This is a genomic window from Streptomyces sp. NBC_01549 (genome assembly GCF_026339955.1).
In the GTDB taxonomy this organism is placed as follows: Bacteria; Actinomycetota; Actinomycetes; order Streptomycetales; family Streptomycetaceae; genus Streptomyces.
The window spans coordinates 7,215,270-7,230,403 of sequence record NZ_JAPEPW010000001.1; the positions used below are offsets into that span (position 1 = coordinate 7,215,270).

Genomic DNA, 15,134 nt, shown 5'->3' on the forward strand with positions numbered 1-15,134 from the left:
TCCGCGAGACGGCACGGGCACGGTGCGAGGCCCACGTCGCCTGCCCGGTCGGGGCCGCCGCCGCTTCGGCGCGGAGGTCACGCGGCGTCGTGGAAGACCAGGCCCAGCGTGTGGCGTCGCCCGGAACGGACGGTGCTCACGCCGTGCCGCATCGCTCCGGTCGACCAGCCGCGCCGGGAGGTGACGGGCCGGTCGCGGGTGGTGAAGACCAGCCCGTGTCCCTGCGGGAGGGTCGTGGACGATCCCCGCGACTGCGCCCGGGGGCGCTGCTCGGTCATGATGAACTCGCCGCCGGTGAAGTCGACTCCGGGGGCGTCGAGGCCGATGACGATCTGGAGCGGAAACATCATCGCGCCGAACACATCGCGGTGCAGCGCGTTCCAGTCGCCAGGCCCGTAACGCAGCAGGATCTGCGCGGACTTGGCCTGCCCGGCCGCGTGGCACATCGCCAGCCACTCCTCCAGGTCCTCGGGCCAGGGGGCGGGCTGTCGGAGTTTGTCGGCCCAGTCCCGGGCGACGGGCAACAGCCGCGGATAGAACGCCTCGCGCAACTGCCATACCACGTCCGGCAGTTCGTGGGTGAAGTAGCGGTACTCGCCGGAACCGAAGCGGTGGCGGGCCATGTCGACGGTGGTGCGGAAGCGGTCGGTCTCGTCGTAGAGCGCCCTGATCCCGTGGCATTCGTCGGGGGTCAGCAGCCGAGCGGTCAGTGCGTGCCCGTGCTCGTTCAGCTCGTCGGTCAGCGCCGTCCAGTCGTCGGCCGCCACGCGGTCGGCCACGTTGCCCGCCAGGTGGGGGGTGTGGAGCGTGTTCATGATGGTGGCGATCCTCAGGTGGCCGGGCGTGCGTGCTCCAGGTCCAGAAGCTGCCGCTTGCGTTCCAGACCGGCGGCGTACCCCGTGAGGGAGCCGCCCGCGCCGATCACGCGATGGCAGGGGCGCACGAGCAACAGCGGGTTCGCGCCGATCGCCGTGCCCACGGCACGCACGGCGGCCCTCGACGCGCCGATCCGCGCGGCGATCTCTCCGTAGCTGACGGTCGTGCCGTACGGGACGGTCTCCAGCGCCTTCCACACCCGCTGCTGGAAGTCGCTGCCCGCGCCGCTCACGTATTCGATGTCGAAGCTGGTCAGCGCCCCGTCGAAGTACGAGCGCAGTTGCGAGACGATCTCGGCGAACGCCTCGTCGTCCCGGGTCCAGCCGTCCTGGACGACGGCGCCGGACTTCTGGCCTGGCATGGACAGCGAGACCAGCGCCGTGCCGCCCTTCGCGGTGGCCGACTCCTCGCCCACCAGCAGCAGCTCGCCCAGTGGGCTGTCGATCGTTGTGTACACCGGCATCGGTCGTGTCCTTTCGAAGTGTGTCCGCGCTGTCCACTCTGCGACATGGCCGCCCCCATGGCTGGCGGAAATCGGACGCGGCGCACGGGAGCGAAGGCGCGCGCGAACGAAGAGGGCCCGTGGACCGGTCACGCACGGTCCACGGGCCCTGTCGCTCAGCTCATCCCATCATCCCAACATCGAGGATCAGTGCCGTACGAGTCGTACGGACAGCCCGTCCACCGAGTACACGGGCACGGCCCGGTACCCGTCCGCCTGGACCGTGATACGGGCGAACTGGCCCCGCAGCGACGACGTCCGGAGCACCGGGATCGTGACGCCGGAGACCGGCGGGCGGTCGGCGTCCAGCCGGAGCGTGAGCGCGCTGTCCTTGCCCAGTACCACCCGGCGCTCCACCGTCAGCACGGGCGCGCGGCCCGCACGGAGCGTCGCCTCCAGGCTCGCGCCGGACTCCTGCGTGTAGCTGCCATGTAGACGTACCGACGACGTCGCACTCACCCGCAGCGTTCCGCCGTTCACCCGCACGTCGCCGCGCCCCAGCGCGGTGGACGAACCGGCGGTCAGCACGCCCGCCTCCAGCACGGTGCCGCCCGTGTGGGCGTTGTCGCCCGTCAGGGTCAGCGCACCGGTGCCGCGCTTGACGAGCCGGCCGCACCCGGAGATGTCGTTGCGCCAGGCGTCGGCCGCGCTGAAGCCCCCGTCGGCGGCGTTCATGGTGACGTTCACATCGGACTCGAACGCCCCGTACCCGTCGGCGGCGGCGAACAGGTTGAGCCGGCCCCACTGCTCGAAGCCGTCGAGGAGCACGTACCCGGAGGGCAGGGCGGTCGTGCGGAGCACCTCGCGGCGCTGGGCGGCGTCGAGGTAGGGCAGCCGCGTCTCCAGCAGGACCTCGGCGCCCTTGGGCACGGTCATGCCCTCGGAGCGGCCATGCCGGGTGAGGACGTACGTCAGGCGCGGCGTGAGCGCGCGGGCGTTGGCGGTCCGGTCGGCGTACGGATCGGTGGCGACGCCCGCCGAGTGCGCGTAGGCGTACAAGGTGTCCGCCGTCGTACCGGTCCGCTGCTGGAAGTACGCGGCGGCCTGGGCGCGCGCCGCGGCCTTGAGGGCGGCGTTGGCCGGGTCGGCCAGCGTGGCGGCGGCCAGGGCCGTGGCCATGATCCGGCCGCCGAGGACATCGACGGTGGAGTGCATGCCCGCCATGATGCGGGTGTGGCTGAGCTCGTAGGCGCGCGCCACCAACTCCTGGAAACGCTCCGGCACCGCGTACGCGTACGCCAGCCCCGCCAGGTGGAAGGCGTTGGTGTGACCGCTGGGGAAGCCGCCGTCGTCGACCGCGGGGGTGCCGCGCTGCCACAGCAGTTGCGGGGCGACGATCACGTCGGAGTCGTAGACCGGGAAGCCGAGCGCGTCGACCTTGCCCGTGTCGACGACCTCGCTGTTCTCGTTCATGCGCCACGGACGCGGGTACTGGAAGGCGTACTTGGACGGGTTGCCGGAGGCGTACGGGCCGCGCACGGTGTCGACCAGCTCGGCGACCTTGCCGAGCGCCGAGTCGTGCGAACCCGCACCCAGCGCGGAACCGGCGGGCGCGTCGGCCGGCACGGCGTCGTTGATCTTGCCGGAGGGGGTGGAGTCGGGAGCGCTGGTGATCGACGTGACCGCCATGGCGCCCGACTTGTACAGCTCGGCGAGCGGGCCAAGACCGGCGATCATCGCGTAACTCTGGTGCTGCCGGTCGTAGAGGAACGCCTCCTTCGCCTGCGCGTCGGTGCGGGCGTGCGTGATGCGGGCGCAGTAACGCATGTTGGCGCGCAACACCTCGGGCATGAGCGGCGTGCCGGTGTTCCAGGCACCGCCGGTCTTCCACACCTTGCTCATGCCACCGAGGATCCGGACCACCGCGTTGGTCTCGGGCGTCAGGTTGGTGATGACGTTGGTGGTGTAGTCGTCCACGAAGGCGGCGGGGCCCGTCGCGGCCTTCGCGTCCGCGGCGCCGAGCCAGGTGACGACCGTCGGAGCGGCCAGCACCCCGGCCGAAACCCCGAGCGAGTTCCGCAGGAACACCCGTCGGTTCAAGGCGCGTTCACGGACGGAGGCCGAGGAGGCGGACTGGTGCCCGGCTGGTGACGGCATGGATGTGCCTCTCCTGAGGGGAAATGGCGTCCTCGTCGGCCGGGTGAAGTCGTGAAGCGACCGTGCCCCTGCGGTGAGGACGAGTGATACGAGCGAAGATCTACGGCTGGTTCATGTCACGCTTGCGAAGCTCGGTGGGCGGCGAGGTGTCGTACGGGCGAATGCGCCGACTCTGTGTGCCCGCTGTGCGGGCGAACGCACCTGCGGCGCACGCTGTTTGTCCGCCGCCCACGCCACGGCGGCGTTCGCTGCCGCGTGGGGTGCCGGTCGTCCCGCGAGCAATGCGCCACCCCGTTCCCTTCATATGAGGGCATGCGGTCCCCTCTATATGAGGGCTTGCGCCAACGCCACGGCCCCCTCGACCGGCGCCACCCGCAGTGGCCTGGGGCGTGCCCCGGGTACGGCCTCGGCGAGTGACGTCGTGAAGGAGGTGTACAGGGCGGGCTGGGAAAGCACGGTGCCGCCGGCGACCACCACGTCGTCGACGGCGACCCCACGCTCGGCGAGCCGGACGACGAGCGCGGCCAGGGACCGGGCGCCGTCCGCGATCACCGACCGCGCGATCCGGGAACCCCGCTCCGCCGCCGTGAAGACGACGGGCGCGTGCCGACCCCACTCGGCCGACACATCCGTGGCGCTCTCCAGCGCGGCGCCCAGGGCGGGTACCTCACTCACCCCGAACGCGGCGATGAGCCCCTGCGCGAGTTCGTCAGGGGCTTCACCACGGTCGTGCGCCGCCCACACGGCGCGCGCCGCTTCCCGTACGAGACCGGCGGAGCCGCCCTCGTCGCCGAGCGCCGCACCCCAGCCGCCGACCTGGACGGGGCTGCCGTCGGCCAGCCGCCCCACCGCCACCGAACCGGTACCGGCCACGAGACCGACACCCTTGTCCAGCCCCGCGGCGGGAACGAGGAGTTCGGCGTCGCCCACCACCATGACGGGTATGCCGAGGACCTCTCGCAGCGCGGCGGCGATGCCGGCGCACTGGCGGGGGGTCTCACAGGCGTGCCCGCCGACGGCCAGTGCGGCTGGGCGGGTGTCGACGGGCAGGGCCTCGTGGGCCAGTGCCGTCAGCCAGCGGGCGGCGGCGGCCGGTTCGTGCGGCCGCCAGCCGCTGCTCGGCCGGACGTGATCGGCGACCGGGTCCGCGCCGACGAGGGCGCGGAGATGGGTCTTGGTGCCACCCACGTCGATACCGACCACGAGCGGGGAAGAAGGAGTGTCCTGCACGGATCCTCTTTCGTCGTCTGGGCGAAGAGCGCCGAAGAACATGGCGCTGTGCTGTGACGGCGGGCGAACCGTGTCTGGCCGAACAGGAGTTGAGCGAGTCGTGAAGCCCCGGGACGGGCTTCTTGCGGAGCACGGCAGGCGAGTACCGTGGACTTCGTTAGGAAGTTAACTAACGAAGTACAGTGCGTCAAGAGTTGTCGCGCAGTGGATCAACGGGACGCCGCCGGAGGGCGGGACCGCGCGGCACGAGGGCATCGCATCGCCGCATCCCGTCACCCGGGGAGCGCGGCCCCTGACCCATGGGGGAACTGTGGAACACGTCGTGGCTAAGGCCCCCCGCCTCACCGAGAGCGCCGGTGCGGTGTTCGCCGTGCTGGCCGAGGCCGGCCGCGCCACCCGGCCGCAGCTCGCGAGCCTCGCCGGCCTGTCCAAGCCGACGGTCTCCGCCGCCGTCGCGGAACTGGAGAGCGCCCGGCTGGCCACCCACTCCGGCACCGCGTCCAGCGGCACCGGTCGCTCCGCCGCCGTATACGGCCTCGGTCCCGCCTCCGGCTCGGTCCTCGCCGTCGACCTCGGCCCGGCCCGCACCCGGGTGCGCGGCTGCGCCCTGGACGGCACCCTGCTCGCCGAGGCGACCACCCCTCGGACCCGGGCCCCCGACGCCGTGCGCGAGGCGCTGGCCGCGCTGCCCGCCGACGCCCCGCTGCGGGCCATCGTGGTCGCCGTCGGTGACGTCACCGAGCCCGACCGTGCGGGCGGCGGCATGCGCCCGGCGACCGCCAAGGCCGGGCCCGTCTTCGACGCCGTGTCGGTCGCGCTGCCGCCGGGCGTGCCCGTCCACCTGGAGAACAACGTCAACTGCGCGGCCCTCGCCGAACTCCAGGAGGGTGCCGCCCGGGGCCGCCGTACCTTCGGTTATCTGCGGATCGGCGTCGGTATCGGTCTGGGCATCGTCATCGGCGGCCAGGTGCTGCGCGGGGCGAACGGCGCGGCCGGTGAGCTGGCCCGGCTGCCGTATCCCTGGGACGACGACCGGGAGCCCCGTCAGGAGGCCCTGGAGGCCTATGTCGGCTCGCACGCCCTGCTGCGTCGGGCCGCGGAGGCCTGGCGGGACACCGACGGCCCCCGCCCCCGTACCGTCGAGCGGCTCTTCGCGCTGGCCGCGGCGGGTCGGGAACCCGCCCGTGGGCTCGTCGCCCGGCACGCCGCCGACGTGGGCCGGCTGGCCGCCGCGGTGGCCGCCGTACTGGATCCGGGACTGATCGTCCTCGGCGGCAGCACCGGCGCGGATCCCCAGCTCCTGCCCGGGGTACGGGCCGAACTGGGCCGGCTCAGCTGGCCCACCGAGGTGGTCAGCAGCCAGATCGGCGATCTCGGTACCGTGGTGGGTGCCGCCGGGCTCGCCGTGGCCAAGGGAGTCCAAACCGTGACCGAAGGCGCGCAGGTGAAGGATTGACGGCTTCCTTATCGGTCTGCCAATGTCCGGACAAGCGCTTTCTAAGTCGGCCGGGACGCCGACTCCGGGTGAGCCTTCAGCCCGTACGCGAAGTACGGCAGCCGCACGAGGGCGTGCTTGTGCGACGTCGGCCGTCATGGCCGGGGACCCCACCCGTCAAGGCGACACGGCCGGGCGAGGCCGTGCCCCCGGAAAGCGAAATCTCCCTCAAAATGCACCCGTGCCGCCTCGGCTGGCGCCGTGCTTCTTCCGCTACGACGAAAAGGGATTGAAGATGACCACTGTGGGTGTGCGGCGCTCTCGCCGACTCGGCCGCGGCGGCATGCGCCGCCTGGTTCCTCTCGCTGCCGTGGCCACGGCAGGAGCCCTGCTGGTCTCCGCCTGTGGGTCGGGGTCCGGCTCGGGCGGGACCGCGAAGTCGCTGACGTTCTGGATCTCCACGGTTCCGGGGCAGGACGCGGGCTGGAAGAAGCTGGTGGCGCAGTACAAGAAGGAAACCGGCGTCAACGTCAAGCTCGTCAACATTCCCTACGACGGCTACCCGACGAAGCTCCACAACGCCGCGCAGGCGAACTCCCTGCCCGACGTGGCGGACGTGCCCGCGCTGGACCCGATCTGGTCGAGCAAGCTGATCGACCTCAGCTCCATTGCCAACAACAAGACTAACAAGATCAACGCCAACTTCCTCGCCAAGGACTCGTCCGGGAAGGTGCTGTCCATCCCCTCGGACGTCACCGCGTCCGGCCTGTTCATCAACGAGACGCTGTTCAAGAAGGCCGGCGTCGCCGTCCCGACCTCGCCCCAGAACACCTGGACCTGGACCGACTTCATCAAGGCGGCGAACACGGTCCGCGAGAAGACCGGCGCCAAGTACTCCCTGACGTTCGACCAGTCGCCGTCCCGGCTGCGCGCCATGGTGTACGAGATGGGCGGGCAGTACGTCCACGCGGACTCCTCCGGCAAGTTCTCGGTGGACGCAGCGACCAAGAAGGCCGTGAAGTACTTCGTCGGACTCAACGACGACAAGACCATGCCGAAGTCGGTGTGGACCAGCGGCGCCGACCCGTCGGCCATGTTCCAGAGCGGTGACGTGGTCGCCTACTGGTCCGGCGTGTGGCAGGTTCCCGCCTTCGCGGACAGCATCAAGAAGTTCGACTGGGCGAGCGTCCCGACTCCCGCCGAGCCGGTGCAGGCCAGTGACGTCAACAGCGGCGGCATGATGGTGGGCTTCAACAACAACGGCGACGCGGCCACCGCCGCGAAGAAGTTCATGTCCTGGGTGTACGAGCCGAAGCAGTACACCGAGCTGGTCGAGACCTCCGGGTTCCTCCCGGTCGAGAGCGGTCTGAACCCGAAGTACCCCTTCACCTCCGAGGCGGCGCAGGCGGCGTTCAAGCTGTACAACGAGGAGATCCCGCTCTACGCCCCGATCTCGGGCTACTTCAACGGCGCGCAGACGAACTGGGTGCTGAAGGGCAAGAGCCTCGCCACCGATCCGACCAAGACGGAGCTCGGCAAGGCGATCAACGGCCAGCAGTCGGTCGACAAGGCCCTGGACAACATCGTGGACGGCTACAACCAGGCGGTCGGCAGCGGATCGTAGGCCAGAGGGCCCGGGCGGCGGTTGTCGAGACACCGCCGCCCGGCCCTGGTCGCCCACGTGATGCCGGGCTCACGGCGTGAGCCCACAGCAGCAATCCATCCACCAGCACGGAAGTCAGGAAGATGACAAAAAGCGCCGCGGACGTGTCCGTGAGGCCACCCAGGAGACGCAGCACCTACACTCTCGCGCCGCTCGTCCTCATCGCGGCCAATGTCGTGCTCTTCGCGCTGTTCTTCGTGTGGCCGGCGGTGATCGGGCTCGTCTACTCCTTCACGAACTACACCGGTGTGGGGGCGTTCCAGTTCATCGGACTGGACAACTACCACAACCTGTTCGGGGACTCCGCCTTCTACGACGCGCTGACCCGGACGCTGCTGTACACCGTCCTCTTCGTTCCCCTGAACTTCGCGCTCTCGCTGCTCGCCGCCAACCTGCTGGTGAGCAAGCACGCCAAGGGCGCGTCCGTCGCCCGTGTCATCTTCTTCATCCCGTGGCTGCTGTCGCCCATCGTCGTGGGTGTCCTGTGGCGGTGGCTGTTCGGCGAGAACTTCGGACTGGTCAACTACGTCATCGAGAAGTTCGGCGGGGCCGCCGTTCCGTGGCAGTCGAACGCGGACCTGTCGCTGCTGGTGGTGGTGTTCGCGGCATCCTGGGCCTGGACGGGCTTCTCGATGCTGCTGTTCATCGCGGCGATCAAGAACGTGCCGGTGTCGTACTACGAGGCGGCCTCGCTCGACGGCGCCGGCCCCTGGCGCCAGTTCATCAGCATCACGCTGCCGAGCATCGCGCCCACCTCGTTCATCGTGATCCTGCTCAACACGATCAACGCGATGAAGGAATACCCGGTGTTCGTCTCCCTCAACAACGGCGGACCCGGAACGTCGAACAACCTGCTTGTCCAGTACATCTATCAGACCGGCTTCCAACGGGGCCAGATCGGCTACGCGAGCGCCGCGTCATTCGTGCTCATGCTCATCCTGATGGCCGTCGCGATCATCCAGCTGATCGTCAACCGGCGGGTGGAGAACCGATGACAACCACAGACATGCCACGCAAGGTCGACGCCGATCCCGGTCGGGCCGTTTCCACAAAGCGGCCCCGCGGTGCGGGCAGTGGTGGGCTCCGGCGGGCGGTGCCCGCGACGACATTGCTGTGGATCCTGGCGTGTCTCTACGGGCTGCCGGTGCTGTGGTTCATCCTCAGCTCCCTCAAACCGGCCGGGGACCTGTTCTCCTATCCGTTGACGTTCGTTCCGCACCACCCCACCCTGTCGGGTTACTCCCAGGCGTGGCGCAGTGCCAACTTCTCCCAGTACTTCATCAACACGACCATCGTGTGCGTGATCACGACGATCCTCACGGTGGGAGCCAGCTGCTGCACCGGGTACGCGCTGGCCAAGTACGACAACAAATGGCTCAAGGCGTTCTTCGTCTGCATCCTGGCCACCACGATGCTGCCGGGCGAGGTCATGCTCGCCCCCGAGTTCCTGGTGGTCCGCAACCTCGGCCTCTACAACTCGTTCGCCGGCATCATCCTCCCGGCCGTGCTCACCGCGACCGGATGCTTCATGTTCCGCCAGTTCTTCCTGACGGTTCCCGACGAACTCGTGGAAGCCGCACGCATCGACGGCGCCCGCGAACTGTCGATCTTCCTGCGGATCATGGTGCCGCTCTCCCGGCCCATCATGCTGACCCTCGCCATCCTGTCCTTCCAGTGGCGGTGGAACGACTACATCTGGCCGCTTCTGATGCTGAACGACCCCAACAAGTTCACCGTGCAGATCGGCATCCAGAGCATCGTCGGCGCGCAGAACATCAACTGGTCGGTCCTGCTCGGCGCATCGGTCATCTCCATGATCCCGCTGATCGTCATCTTCCTGGTCTTCCAGCGCTACGTCATGGGCGCCGACATCAATGCCGGCCTGAAGGACTGACCTTGTCCACCCCGCTCGACCACGAGTTCGTCCGCGCGGTGGCCGGCGCAGCCGACCGGCTGGCCGCCCCGCTGGCGGCCGGCCGCGACGAGCGGTTAGCCGAACCTGAAGGTCCGCGACTCCGGCCTGCCGTACGCCCGTTACGTCCTGGCGGCGGGCGCCCATCCGATCGGGGACTCGCCCAGCACGGTGTGGGCGCTGCTCCGGGCCGTCAACATCCTCGACCTCGCGCACGACCTGGTCGACGACGAACAGCGCGCAGAGCTCGTCGTCCTTCCTCGCTCAGGCCCATCGGATCAGCGGTGCGCAGATGTTCGCCGAGGACGGCGACGCGCTCGCCCGCTCCATCGACGCACACCTGACCGCAGGCGGCTTCGACATCGGCGGACAGCGCTACAGCGAACAGCACTCCGGCTTCGAGGCCGTGCTCGACCTGCAGGACGCCACACACTGGCACCGCACCCCATCCAAGGCCCCGGTACGGCACCAACTGCGCGCGGGCACCGTCTCGGTGGCCTTCGACGACCGTCCACGCCGTCCCCGCGCGGATGTGTCAGCCGGTCGCTCACTCGTACCTCGCCCATGGGGCGGCTCAGCAGGAAGCCTTCGAGCACGGACTGGCGGGCCTGACGATCCACACCGAGGCGTTCACCGCACGGATCGGGAATCCCGCGGGCGATGCCCGAGGGGAACCCGCGCTGGAACTCCGGCGGCGGTGACCTCCGCGCCGACGACCAGGTCGGCACGGTCCCGTGTCGCGGCGACCAGATCGGCGTTGCGCTGGTCCGTGCCGAGCACCCAGGCCACCGCCGTGTCGTGGTCCTTGCCGAACTCCTCGTGGCGGGCGACGAGACGGCGTACGCGCTCTTGCGCGTCGAGCTCGCAGAACCACACCTCGTCCAGCTGTGACCGTACGCGCGCCCACGCACCGTCCCCCAGGAGGAGGTAGTTGCCTTCGGTGATGATCAGGCGGGCGCTGCGGGGGACCGGGACGGCGCCCGCGATCGGCTGCTCAAGAGTGCGTTCGAAGCCCGGCGCGTAGACGATGTCGTCGTCCTGCTCGTCGCGCAGTCTGCGCAACAGCGCCGCGTATCCCGCCGCGTCGAAGGTGTCCGGAGCGCCCTTGCGGTCCCGGCGGCCCAGCCGGTCCAGCTCGGCGTCCGCGAGATGGAACCCGTCCATCGGCACCTGCGCGACCTGGCCCGGCGCGTTGCCGTTCAGCTCCCGGACCAGGCGCTCTGCCAGCGTCGTCTTGCCCGCGCCGGGGCTGCCGGCGATACCGAGGATCGCGCGCCGCCCGGGACGCACGAGCGCGGCGGCCCGCTCCACGAGGTCGTCGAAGGTCATGAGCGGGACCCTCGGACGAGTGCCGTCCCGGCGGCCAGGTCGATCGACGTACGGTGCGGGGGAGCCCCGTCCCGCAGCAGCTGGTCGGCGAAGGCCGCTAGGGTCAACAGGATGACCGGTCCCGGCAGTGTCGTGAAGACGGCGATTCCCATGTCACCAGTATCAGGGTGAGAGAGTGTGTTTCGGCCAGGCTCCGGCGACCTCGGGTCTGGGGACCGGTCATTCCGCCTATGCTCATCAGGCTGTTGAATATTGGTCAATAACGGGCGCCGTCGTCGCCGTCCACGGGGAGAACGTCATGTCGCAGCACAGCCCTACGCTTGCCCCCCGCAGCTACCGGGCGTATTTCGACCACCTGCTCGCCTGCCAGAAGTGCAGCGCGCCCCCGAGGCGATGCGACGAAGGGAGCGCCCTGTACCGGACCTACCGGTCCGACCTGAAGAAGTCATGAGCCCGGTTCAGGGGCAGATCCGCACCCTGGCGGAGGGGTGCGGCCGGACGGTCGGGTCCGGTCGCACCTTCGCGCGTCAGTCGCGGGTGATGCCCGGCGCGATGTCCTCGTAGCGCTCCACGGTGGTCGCCGAGGAGGTCGCGCTGCGCAGCTTCGCGGTCGTCGACTTGCCGCAGAACGCGGATTCCAGCGTGCGGGCCATCGTATTCAACACGTCCACGTTGTTCGAGGTGTTGGCGAGCGCGGTGACGCTGCGCTTGCCGTCCTTCGAGGCGAAGGCGTACGTGTAGTAGCCCTGCACGGTGCCCGTGTGGCCGTACACCGAGATACCGCAGGACAGATCACGGCGGCGCAGGCCGAGGCCGTACCCCTGGGTGCTGTTGACCGTCGTCCACTGCTGCATCTGCGCGAGCTGCGCGGCGGACATGAGCTGCCCGCTCATCAGCGCGGAGAAGAACGTGTCCAGGTCCTGCGTGCTGGAGATGACCGCGCCCGCGCTCTGCGCCCAGGACACCGTCTGCTCGGTGGAGTCGACCAGGGCCCCACCGGCCTCGTCCGGCGTGAGGTAGCCGTTGGCGTGCGTGCCCGGGATGGCGGTGTCGGGGTGCACGTAGAAGGTGTCGGTCAGATTCAGCGGAGTGAAGATCCGGTTCTGGTACTCCGTGGCCACGGAATGGCCGGTGAGCTTCTCGATGAGCATGCCCGCGACGACGAAGTTCGTGTTGGAGTACGAATAGGCCGCGCCCGGAGCGTTGGTGACCGCGTGCTTCAGGGACAGGGTGACCAGGTCCTGGAAGCTGAAGACCTTGTTGCGGACGGACTCGAAGCCCGGGACCGTCTGCGCGAACATGTCGTTGGTGTAGTCGTACAGCCCACTGCGGTGGCTCATCACCTGGCGTACGGTGATCCGGCTGTCGGGCAGCAGCCCGGGCAGATAGGTGTTCACCGAAGCGTCCAGGTCGAGCTTGCCCTCGTCCACCAGTTGCAGCAGGACCACGGCGGAGAAGCTCTTGGTGACGCTGCCGACGCGGAACCGGTCGGTCGTGGTGATGGCACGCCCGGTGGCCCGGTCGGCGACTCCCTCCGACAGCCGGTGGATCGTGCCGTTGTCGTCGACCCGCACCATCGCGCCGGGGGCTCCCTGGGACAGGGCCGTGTGCAGCACCGCCTGCAGACCGGCGTCGTCGGGTGCCGGCAGACCCGCGGCCGCTGCGGTGCCGGCCTGTGCGGGGACTGCGAGGAGGGCGAACAGCGCCGCGCCCAGCGCCGTACCTCTGCCCACCATTGCTGAGACCATCTGATTCTTCTCCCGAGTTCCCTCTGTGTACCGCGCCGCGGATGCGAACGTCGGCACCATCTGTACGCGCAGGAAGGGCAGATGGGTTGCATGTCACGCGAAGGAAAGCGGAAAAGATCCTTCAGCGGCCGAAAAGCTGCGTCCAGTACGTGCCCGCCGTGCCGCCGCCCGCGAGGCCGATGCCTATGTGGGTGAAGTCGGGCTTGAGGATGTTGGCACGGTGGCCCGGGCTGTTCATCCAGCCGCGGACGACTTCGGCGGGGGAGCGCTGGCCGCAGGCGATGTTCTCCCCGATGGTGCGGCGACTCGAGCCCGCGATGGCCGCCCGGTCCCAGGGCCGGCTGCCGTCGGGGGAGGTGTGGGAGTAGAAGGCGCGGGCCACCATGTCGTCGCTGTGCGCCTGGGCCGCGGTGGTGAGCGGGGCGTCGACGGCCAGCGGCGCCAGGCCCTCCGCGGCTCGCTCGGCGTTGGTCAGCGCGACCACCTCACCCGCCGTCCGCCGCAGGCCCCCGTGGGTGAAGGGCCGGGCCCACAGCGCCGTCCAGTACATGTCGCCGGAGCGCTGGTCGTGGACGTACGCCAGCCCCGCCTGGCTGTACGCCGGGTTGTACAGCGTGTCGCGGGACTGCTCGGTGGTGAGGCAGTACTCCACGAACTCGCCCGGGGTGCGCGGGCCGGAGACGAGGTGCTCGCCGACGGTGAGATACGCGTACCCAGCGGACGTGATGCGCTGGTAGACGGAGATCCCGTGGGCGTTCTCGGAGCTGAGGAGCCCGCGTGCCGCCATGTCGGAGGCGTGCGCCCGGGCCGCGGAGGCGAGCCGTGCGTCGAGGGAGACGGGAGGGGAACCGGCCGCGGCGCGGACGGAGTTGACCAGGTCGAGGAAGCCGTCAGGGTCGGGAGCCGCCACCGGCGCCGGGTCGCCCTCGGCGGCGTCCTCGACGACCTCGACCCCGAAGTCCCGCGCGATACCGGCCAGTCCGTCCGCGTACCCCTGGCCCAGTGCGCGCAGCTTCCACGCCGTGCCGCGTCGGTAGATCTCGGCGAGCAGCAGCACGGTCTCGCGCTGCGGACGCGGGGGTGTGAACCGGGCCAGGGTGTGGCCGCCCGGACCGGTGACGTGCAGGGTGGGAGCGGGCAGTCGGCCCAGCGGCGTACCGGGATCGGCCGGACTGACGACCACGGTGACACGGCTTGCCCCGGAGCGCAGGCGCGGCGGGTCGATCGTGAGGTGCTCCCCGGCCAGTCGGGCGCCCGGCACTGTCGGCTGGTTGTAGAACACGAAGTCCGCGTCGCCGCGCACCTTGCCGCTGTCGTCGGTGATGAGCGCGGAGACGTCGAAGGGACCCGGCACCCGGATCGTCAGGGTGCCGGCCGGCAGGGGCACATTGCCCCCGGGAACCAGCTCGCTCATCGTGCCGCCCGTCGAAGTGACGATCCCCGCGGACCACCGGCAAGGGCGCACCCGCTCCCGCTTCCCGCCCGCTCACCTCGTCAACGTCCCGTTCGCTCCCGAGGGTTCCCGCGCTCTTCGGTACCGTGTGCGTCGATCGCCTCCGGAGGGCGCAACGATCGCAGTGCGAACAGGAGTACGCCGATGTCGTCCAGGTAGATCGGGTCGGGCAGCAGGTCGGTCGGCAGCAGGAGATAGGCGACGGCACCCCAGAAGATCCAGCGGGATCCCGTCGGAAGCCCGGCGCGCCGCAGGTCGCGGCGGGTACGCACGAGCCGCACCAGGATCGCGATCGCCACCCCGAGCGCGGCGGCACCCAGGATCGCGACGATGACGACCACCGTCCATGCCGTGGAGTCCATGAGTTCCGTCCAGAGCTCTCGTAGGGCTGTTCCTCCCCTTCGTGTTCCCGCTCGCGCGGTTCGTATCGCCCCCGGAAGGCCGGCCGGTTCAGGCCGAGGCGGCGGCGACGCAGAACTCGCTGCCCTCCGGGTCGGCCATCACGACGTGGTGCCCGTCGAACTCCTCCAGGACGGAGCCGCCCGCCTCCACGAGCCGCTCGGACTCCGCCCTGATCCGCGCCCACCGTTCCTGGGGACCGCCGTGCCCCGGCACGCGGACGTCGATGTGCAGGCGGTTCTTGGCCGTCTTCGGCTCGGGAACCTTGAGGATGGACAACCGGGGGCCGACGCCGTCGGGATCGCAGAGCCACGCACCGTCGTCCGCGGAGTCGTCCTCCGGCAGGTCGAACTGCGCGAGCCACTCCTCACGGGTGGTGAAGGGAGCGGGCGGGGGCTCGTCGATGTACCCGAGTGCCGTCTTCCAGAACTCGGCGAGGAGTTTCGCGTCCGCGCAATCAAGGGTCAGATCGATTCTGGCTGCCATGACA

14 protein-coding genes and 1 pseudogene are annotated in these 15,134 nt (G+C 69.9%); 5 read left to right on the top strand and 10 right to left on the bottom strand.

Annotation, left to right across the window (positions count from 1 at the left end; translation table 11 throughout):
• Nucleotides 1–77: 77 nt before the first annotated feature.
• The 4 genes from OG819_RS32295 to OG819_RS32310 all read right to left on the bottom strand — a co-directional run bounded on the left by OG819_RS32295 (nucleotide 78) and on the right by OG819_RS32310 (nucleotide 4,705).
• Nucleotides 78–815: a 2OG-Fe(II) oxygenase gene (locus OG819_RS32295; RefSeq protein WP_266652117.1), complete on the bottom strand. Its 738-nt coding sequence runs from the start codon at nucleotides 813–815 to the stop codon at nucleotides 78–80.
• Nucleotides 816–829: 14 nt separating this feature from the next.
• Nucleotides 830–1,339, bottom strand: coding sequence for a methylated-DNA--[protein]-cysteine S-methyltransferase (locus tag OG819_RS32300; protein ID WP_266652119.1), 510 nt, complete (start codon nucleotides 1,337–1,339; stop codon nucleotides 830–832).
• A gap of 186 nt (nucleotides 1,340–1,525) precedes the next feature.
• Entirely contained in the window at nucleotides 1,526–3,475 is a 1,950-nt protein-coding gene (locus tag OG819_RS32305) for a phosphatase PAP2 family protein (RefSeq protein WP_266621779.1), read from the bottom strand.
• A 324-nt stretch (nucleotides 3,476–3,799) separates the two neighbouring features.
• Nucleotides 3,800–4,705: a BadF/BadG/BcrA/BcrD ATPase family protein gene (locus tag OG819_RS32310; RefSeq protein WP_266652121.1), complete on the bottom strand. Its 906-nt coding sequence runs from the start codon at nucleotides 4,703–4,705 to the stop codon at nucleotides 3,800–3,802.
• 322 nt (nucleotides 4,706–5,027) lie between these two features.
• Here OG819_RS32310 and OG819_RS32315 point away from each other — a divergent pair, with 322 nt between their 5' ends.
• From OG819_RS32315 to OG819_RS32335, 5 genes and pseudogenes are all read left to right on the top strand, one after another.
• A complete protein-coding gene (locus OG819_RS32315; RefSeq protein WP_266652123.1) occupies nucleotides 5,028–6,161 on the top strand; it encodes an ROK family transcriptional regulator in 1,134 nt (377 codons plus the stop codon).
• Between the two features lie 274 nt (nucleotides 6,162–6,435).
• Nucleotides 6,436–7,764 (top strand): ABC transporter substrate-binding protein, encoded by a 1,329-nt coding sequence (locus OG819_RS32320; protein WP_266621775.1) that lies wholly within the window; start codon nucleotides 6,436–6,438, stop codon nucleotides 7,762–7,764.
• Between the two features lie 122 nt (nucleotides 7,765–7,886).
• Entirely contained in the window at nucleotides 7,887–8,798 is a 912-nt protein-coding gene (locus OG819_RS32325; protein WP_266418340.1) for a carbohydrate ABC transporter permease, read from the top strand.
• Entirely contained in the window at nucleotides 8,795–9,697 is a 903-nt protein-coding gene (locus OG819_RS32330; protein ID WP_266652125.1) for a carbohydrate ABC transporter permease, read from the top strand. The genes OG819_RS32325 and OG819_RS32330 overlap by 4 nt, the downstream gene beginning before the upstream one ends.
• 93 nt (nucleotides 9,698–9,790) lie before the next feature.
• Nucleotides 9,791–10,226 (top strand): annotated as a pseudogene (locus OG819_RS32335) (hypothetical protein); the annotation flags it as partial.
• A 119-nt stretch (nucleotides 10,227–10,345) separates the two neighbouring features.
• Here the strand turns inward: OG819_RS32335 and OG819_RS32340 are convergent.
• The 6 genes from OG819_RS32340 to OG819_RS32365 all read right to left on the bottom strand — a co-directional run bounded on the left by OG819_RS32340 (nucleotide 10,346) and on the right by OG819_RS32365 (nucleotide 15,130).
• The gene (locus OG819_RS32340) at nucleotides 10,346–11,044 is read right to left on the bottom strand and encodes a nucleoside/nucleotide kinase family protein (RefSeq protein ID WP_266652127.1); all 699 of its coding nucleotides are present in this window, start codon (nucleotides 11,042–11,044) and stop codon (nucleotides 10,346–10,348) included.
• On the bottom strand, nucleotides 11,041–11,196 hold the full coding sequence (locus OG819_RS32345) for a hypothetical protein (RefSeq protein ID WP_266621769.1): 156 nt from the start codon (nucleotides 11,194–11,196) through the stop codon (nucleotides 11,041–11,043). Before OG819_RS32345 ends, OG819_RS32340 begins: the two co-directional genes overlap by 4 nt.
• 375 nt (nucleotides 11,197–11,571) lie before the next feature.
• Nucleotides 11,572–12,792 carry a serine hydrolase domain-containing protein gene (locus OG819_RS32350; RefSeq protein ID WP_266652129.1) on the bottom strand — a complete coding sequence of 407 codons (1,221 nt, stop codon included), beginning with the start codon at nucleotides 12,790–12,792 and terminating at the stop codon, nucleotides 11,572–11,574.
• Nucleotides 12,793–12,913: 121 nt separating this feature from the next.
• Complete coding sequence (locus OG819_RS32355) at nucleotides 12,914–14,206, bottom strand: CAP domain-containing protein (protein ID WP_266621765.1); 1,293 nt, start codon at nucleotides 14,204–14,206, stop codon at nucleotides 12,914–12,916.
• An 80-nt stretch (nucleotides 14,207–14,286) separates the two neighbouring features.
• Nucleotides 14,287–14,607: a DUF1232 domain-containing protein gene (locus OG819_RS32360; RefSeq protein WP_266621763.1), complete on the bottom strand. Its 321-nt coding sequence runs from the start codon at nucleotides 14,605–14,607 to the stop codon at nucleotides 14,287–14,289.
• Between the two features lie 88 nt (nucleotides 14,608–14,695).
• On the bottom strand, nucleotides 14,696–15,130 hold the full coding sequence (locus OG819_RS32365; protein WP_266621761.1) for a VOC family protein: 435 nt from the start codon (nucleotides 15,128–15,130) through the stop codon (nucleotides 14,696–14,698).
• Between the last annotated feature and the right edge of the window lie 4 nt (nucleotides 15,131–15,134).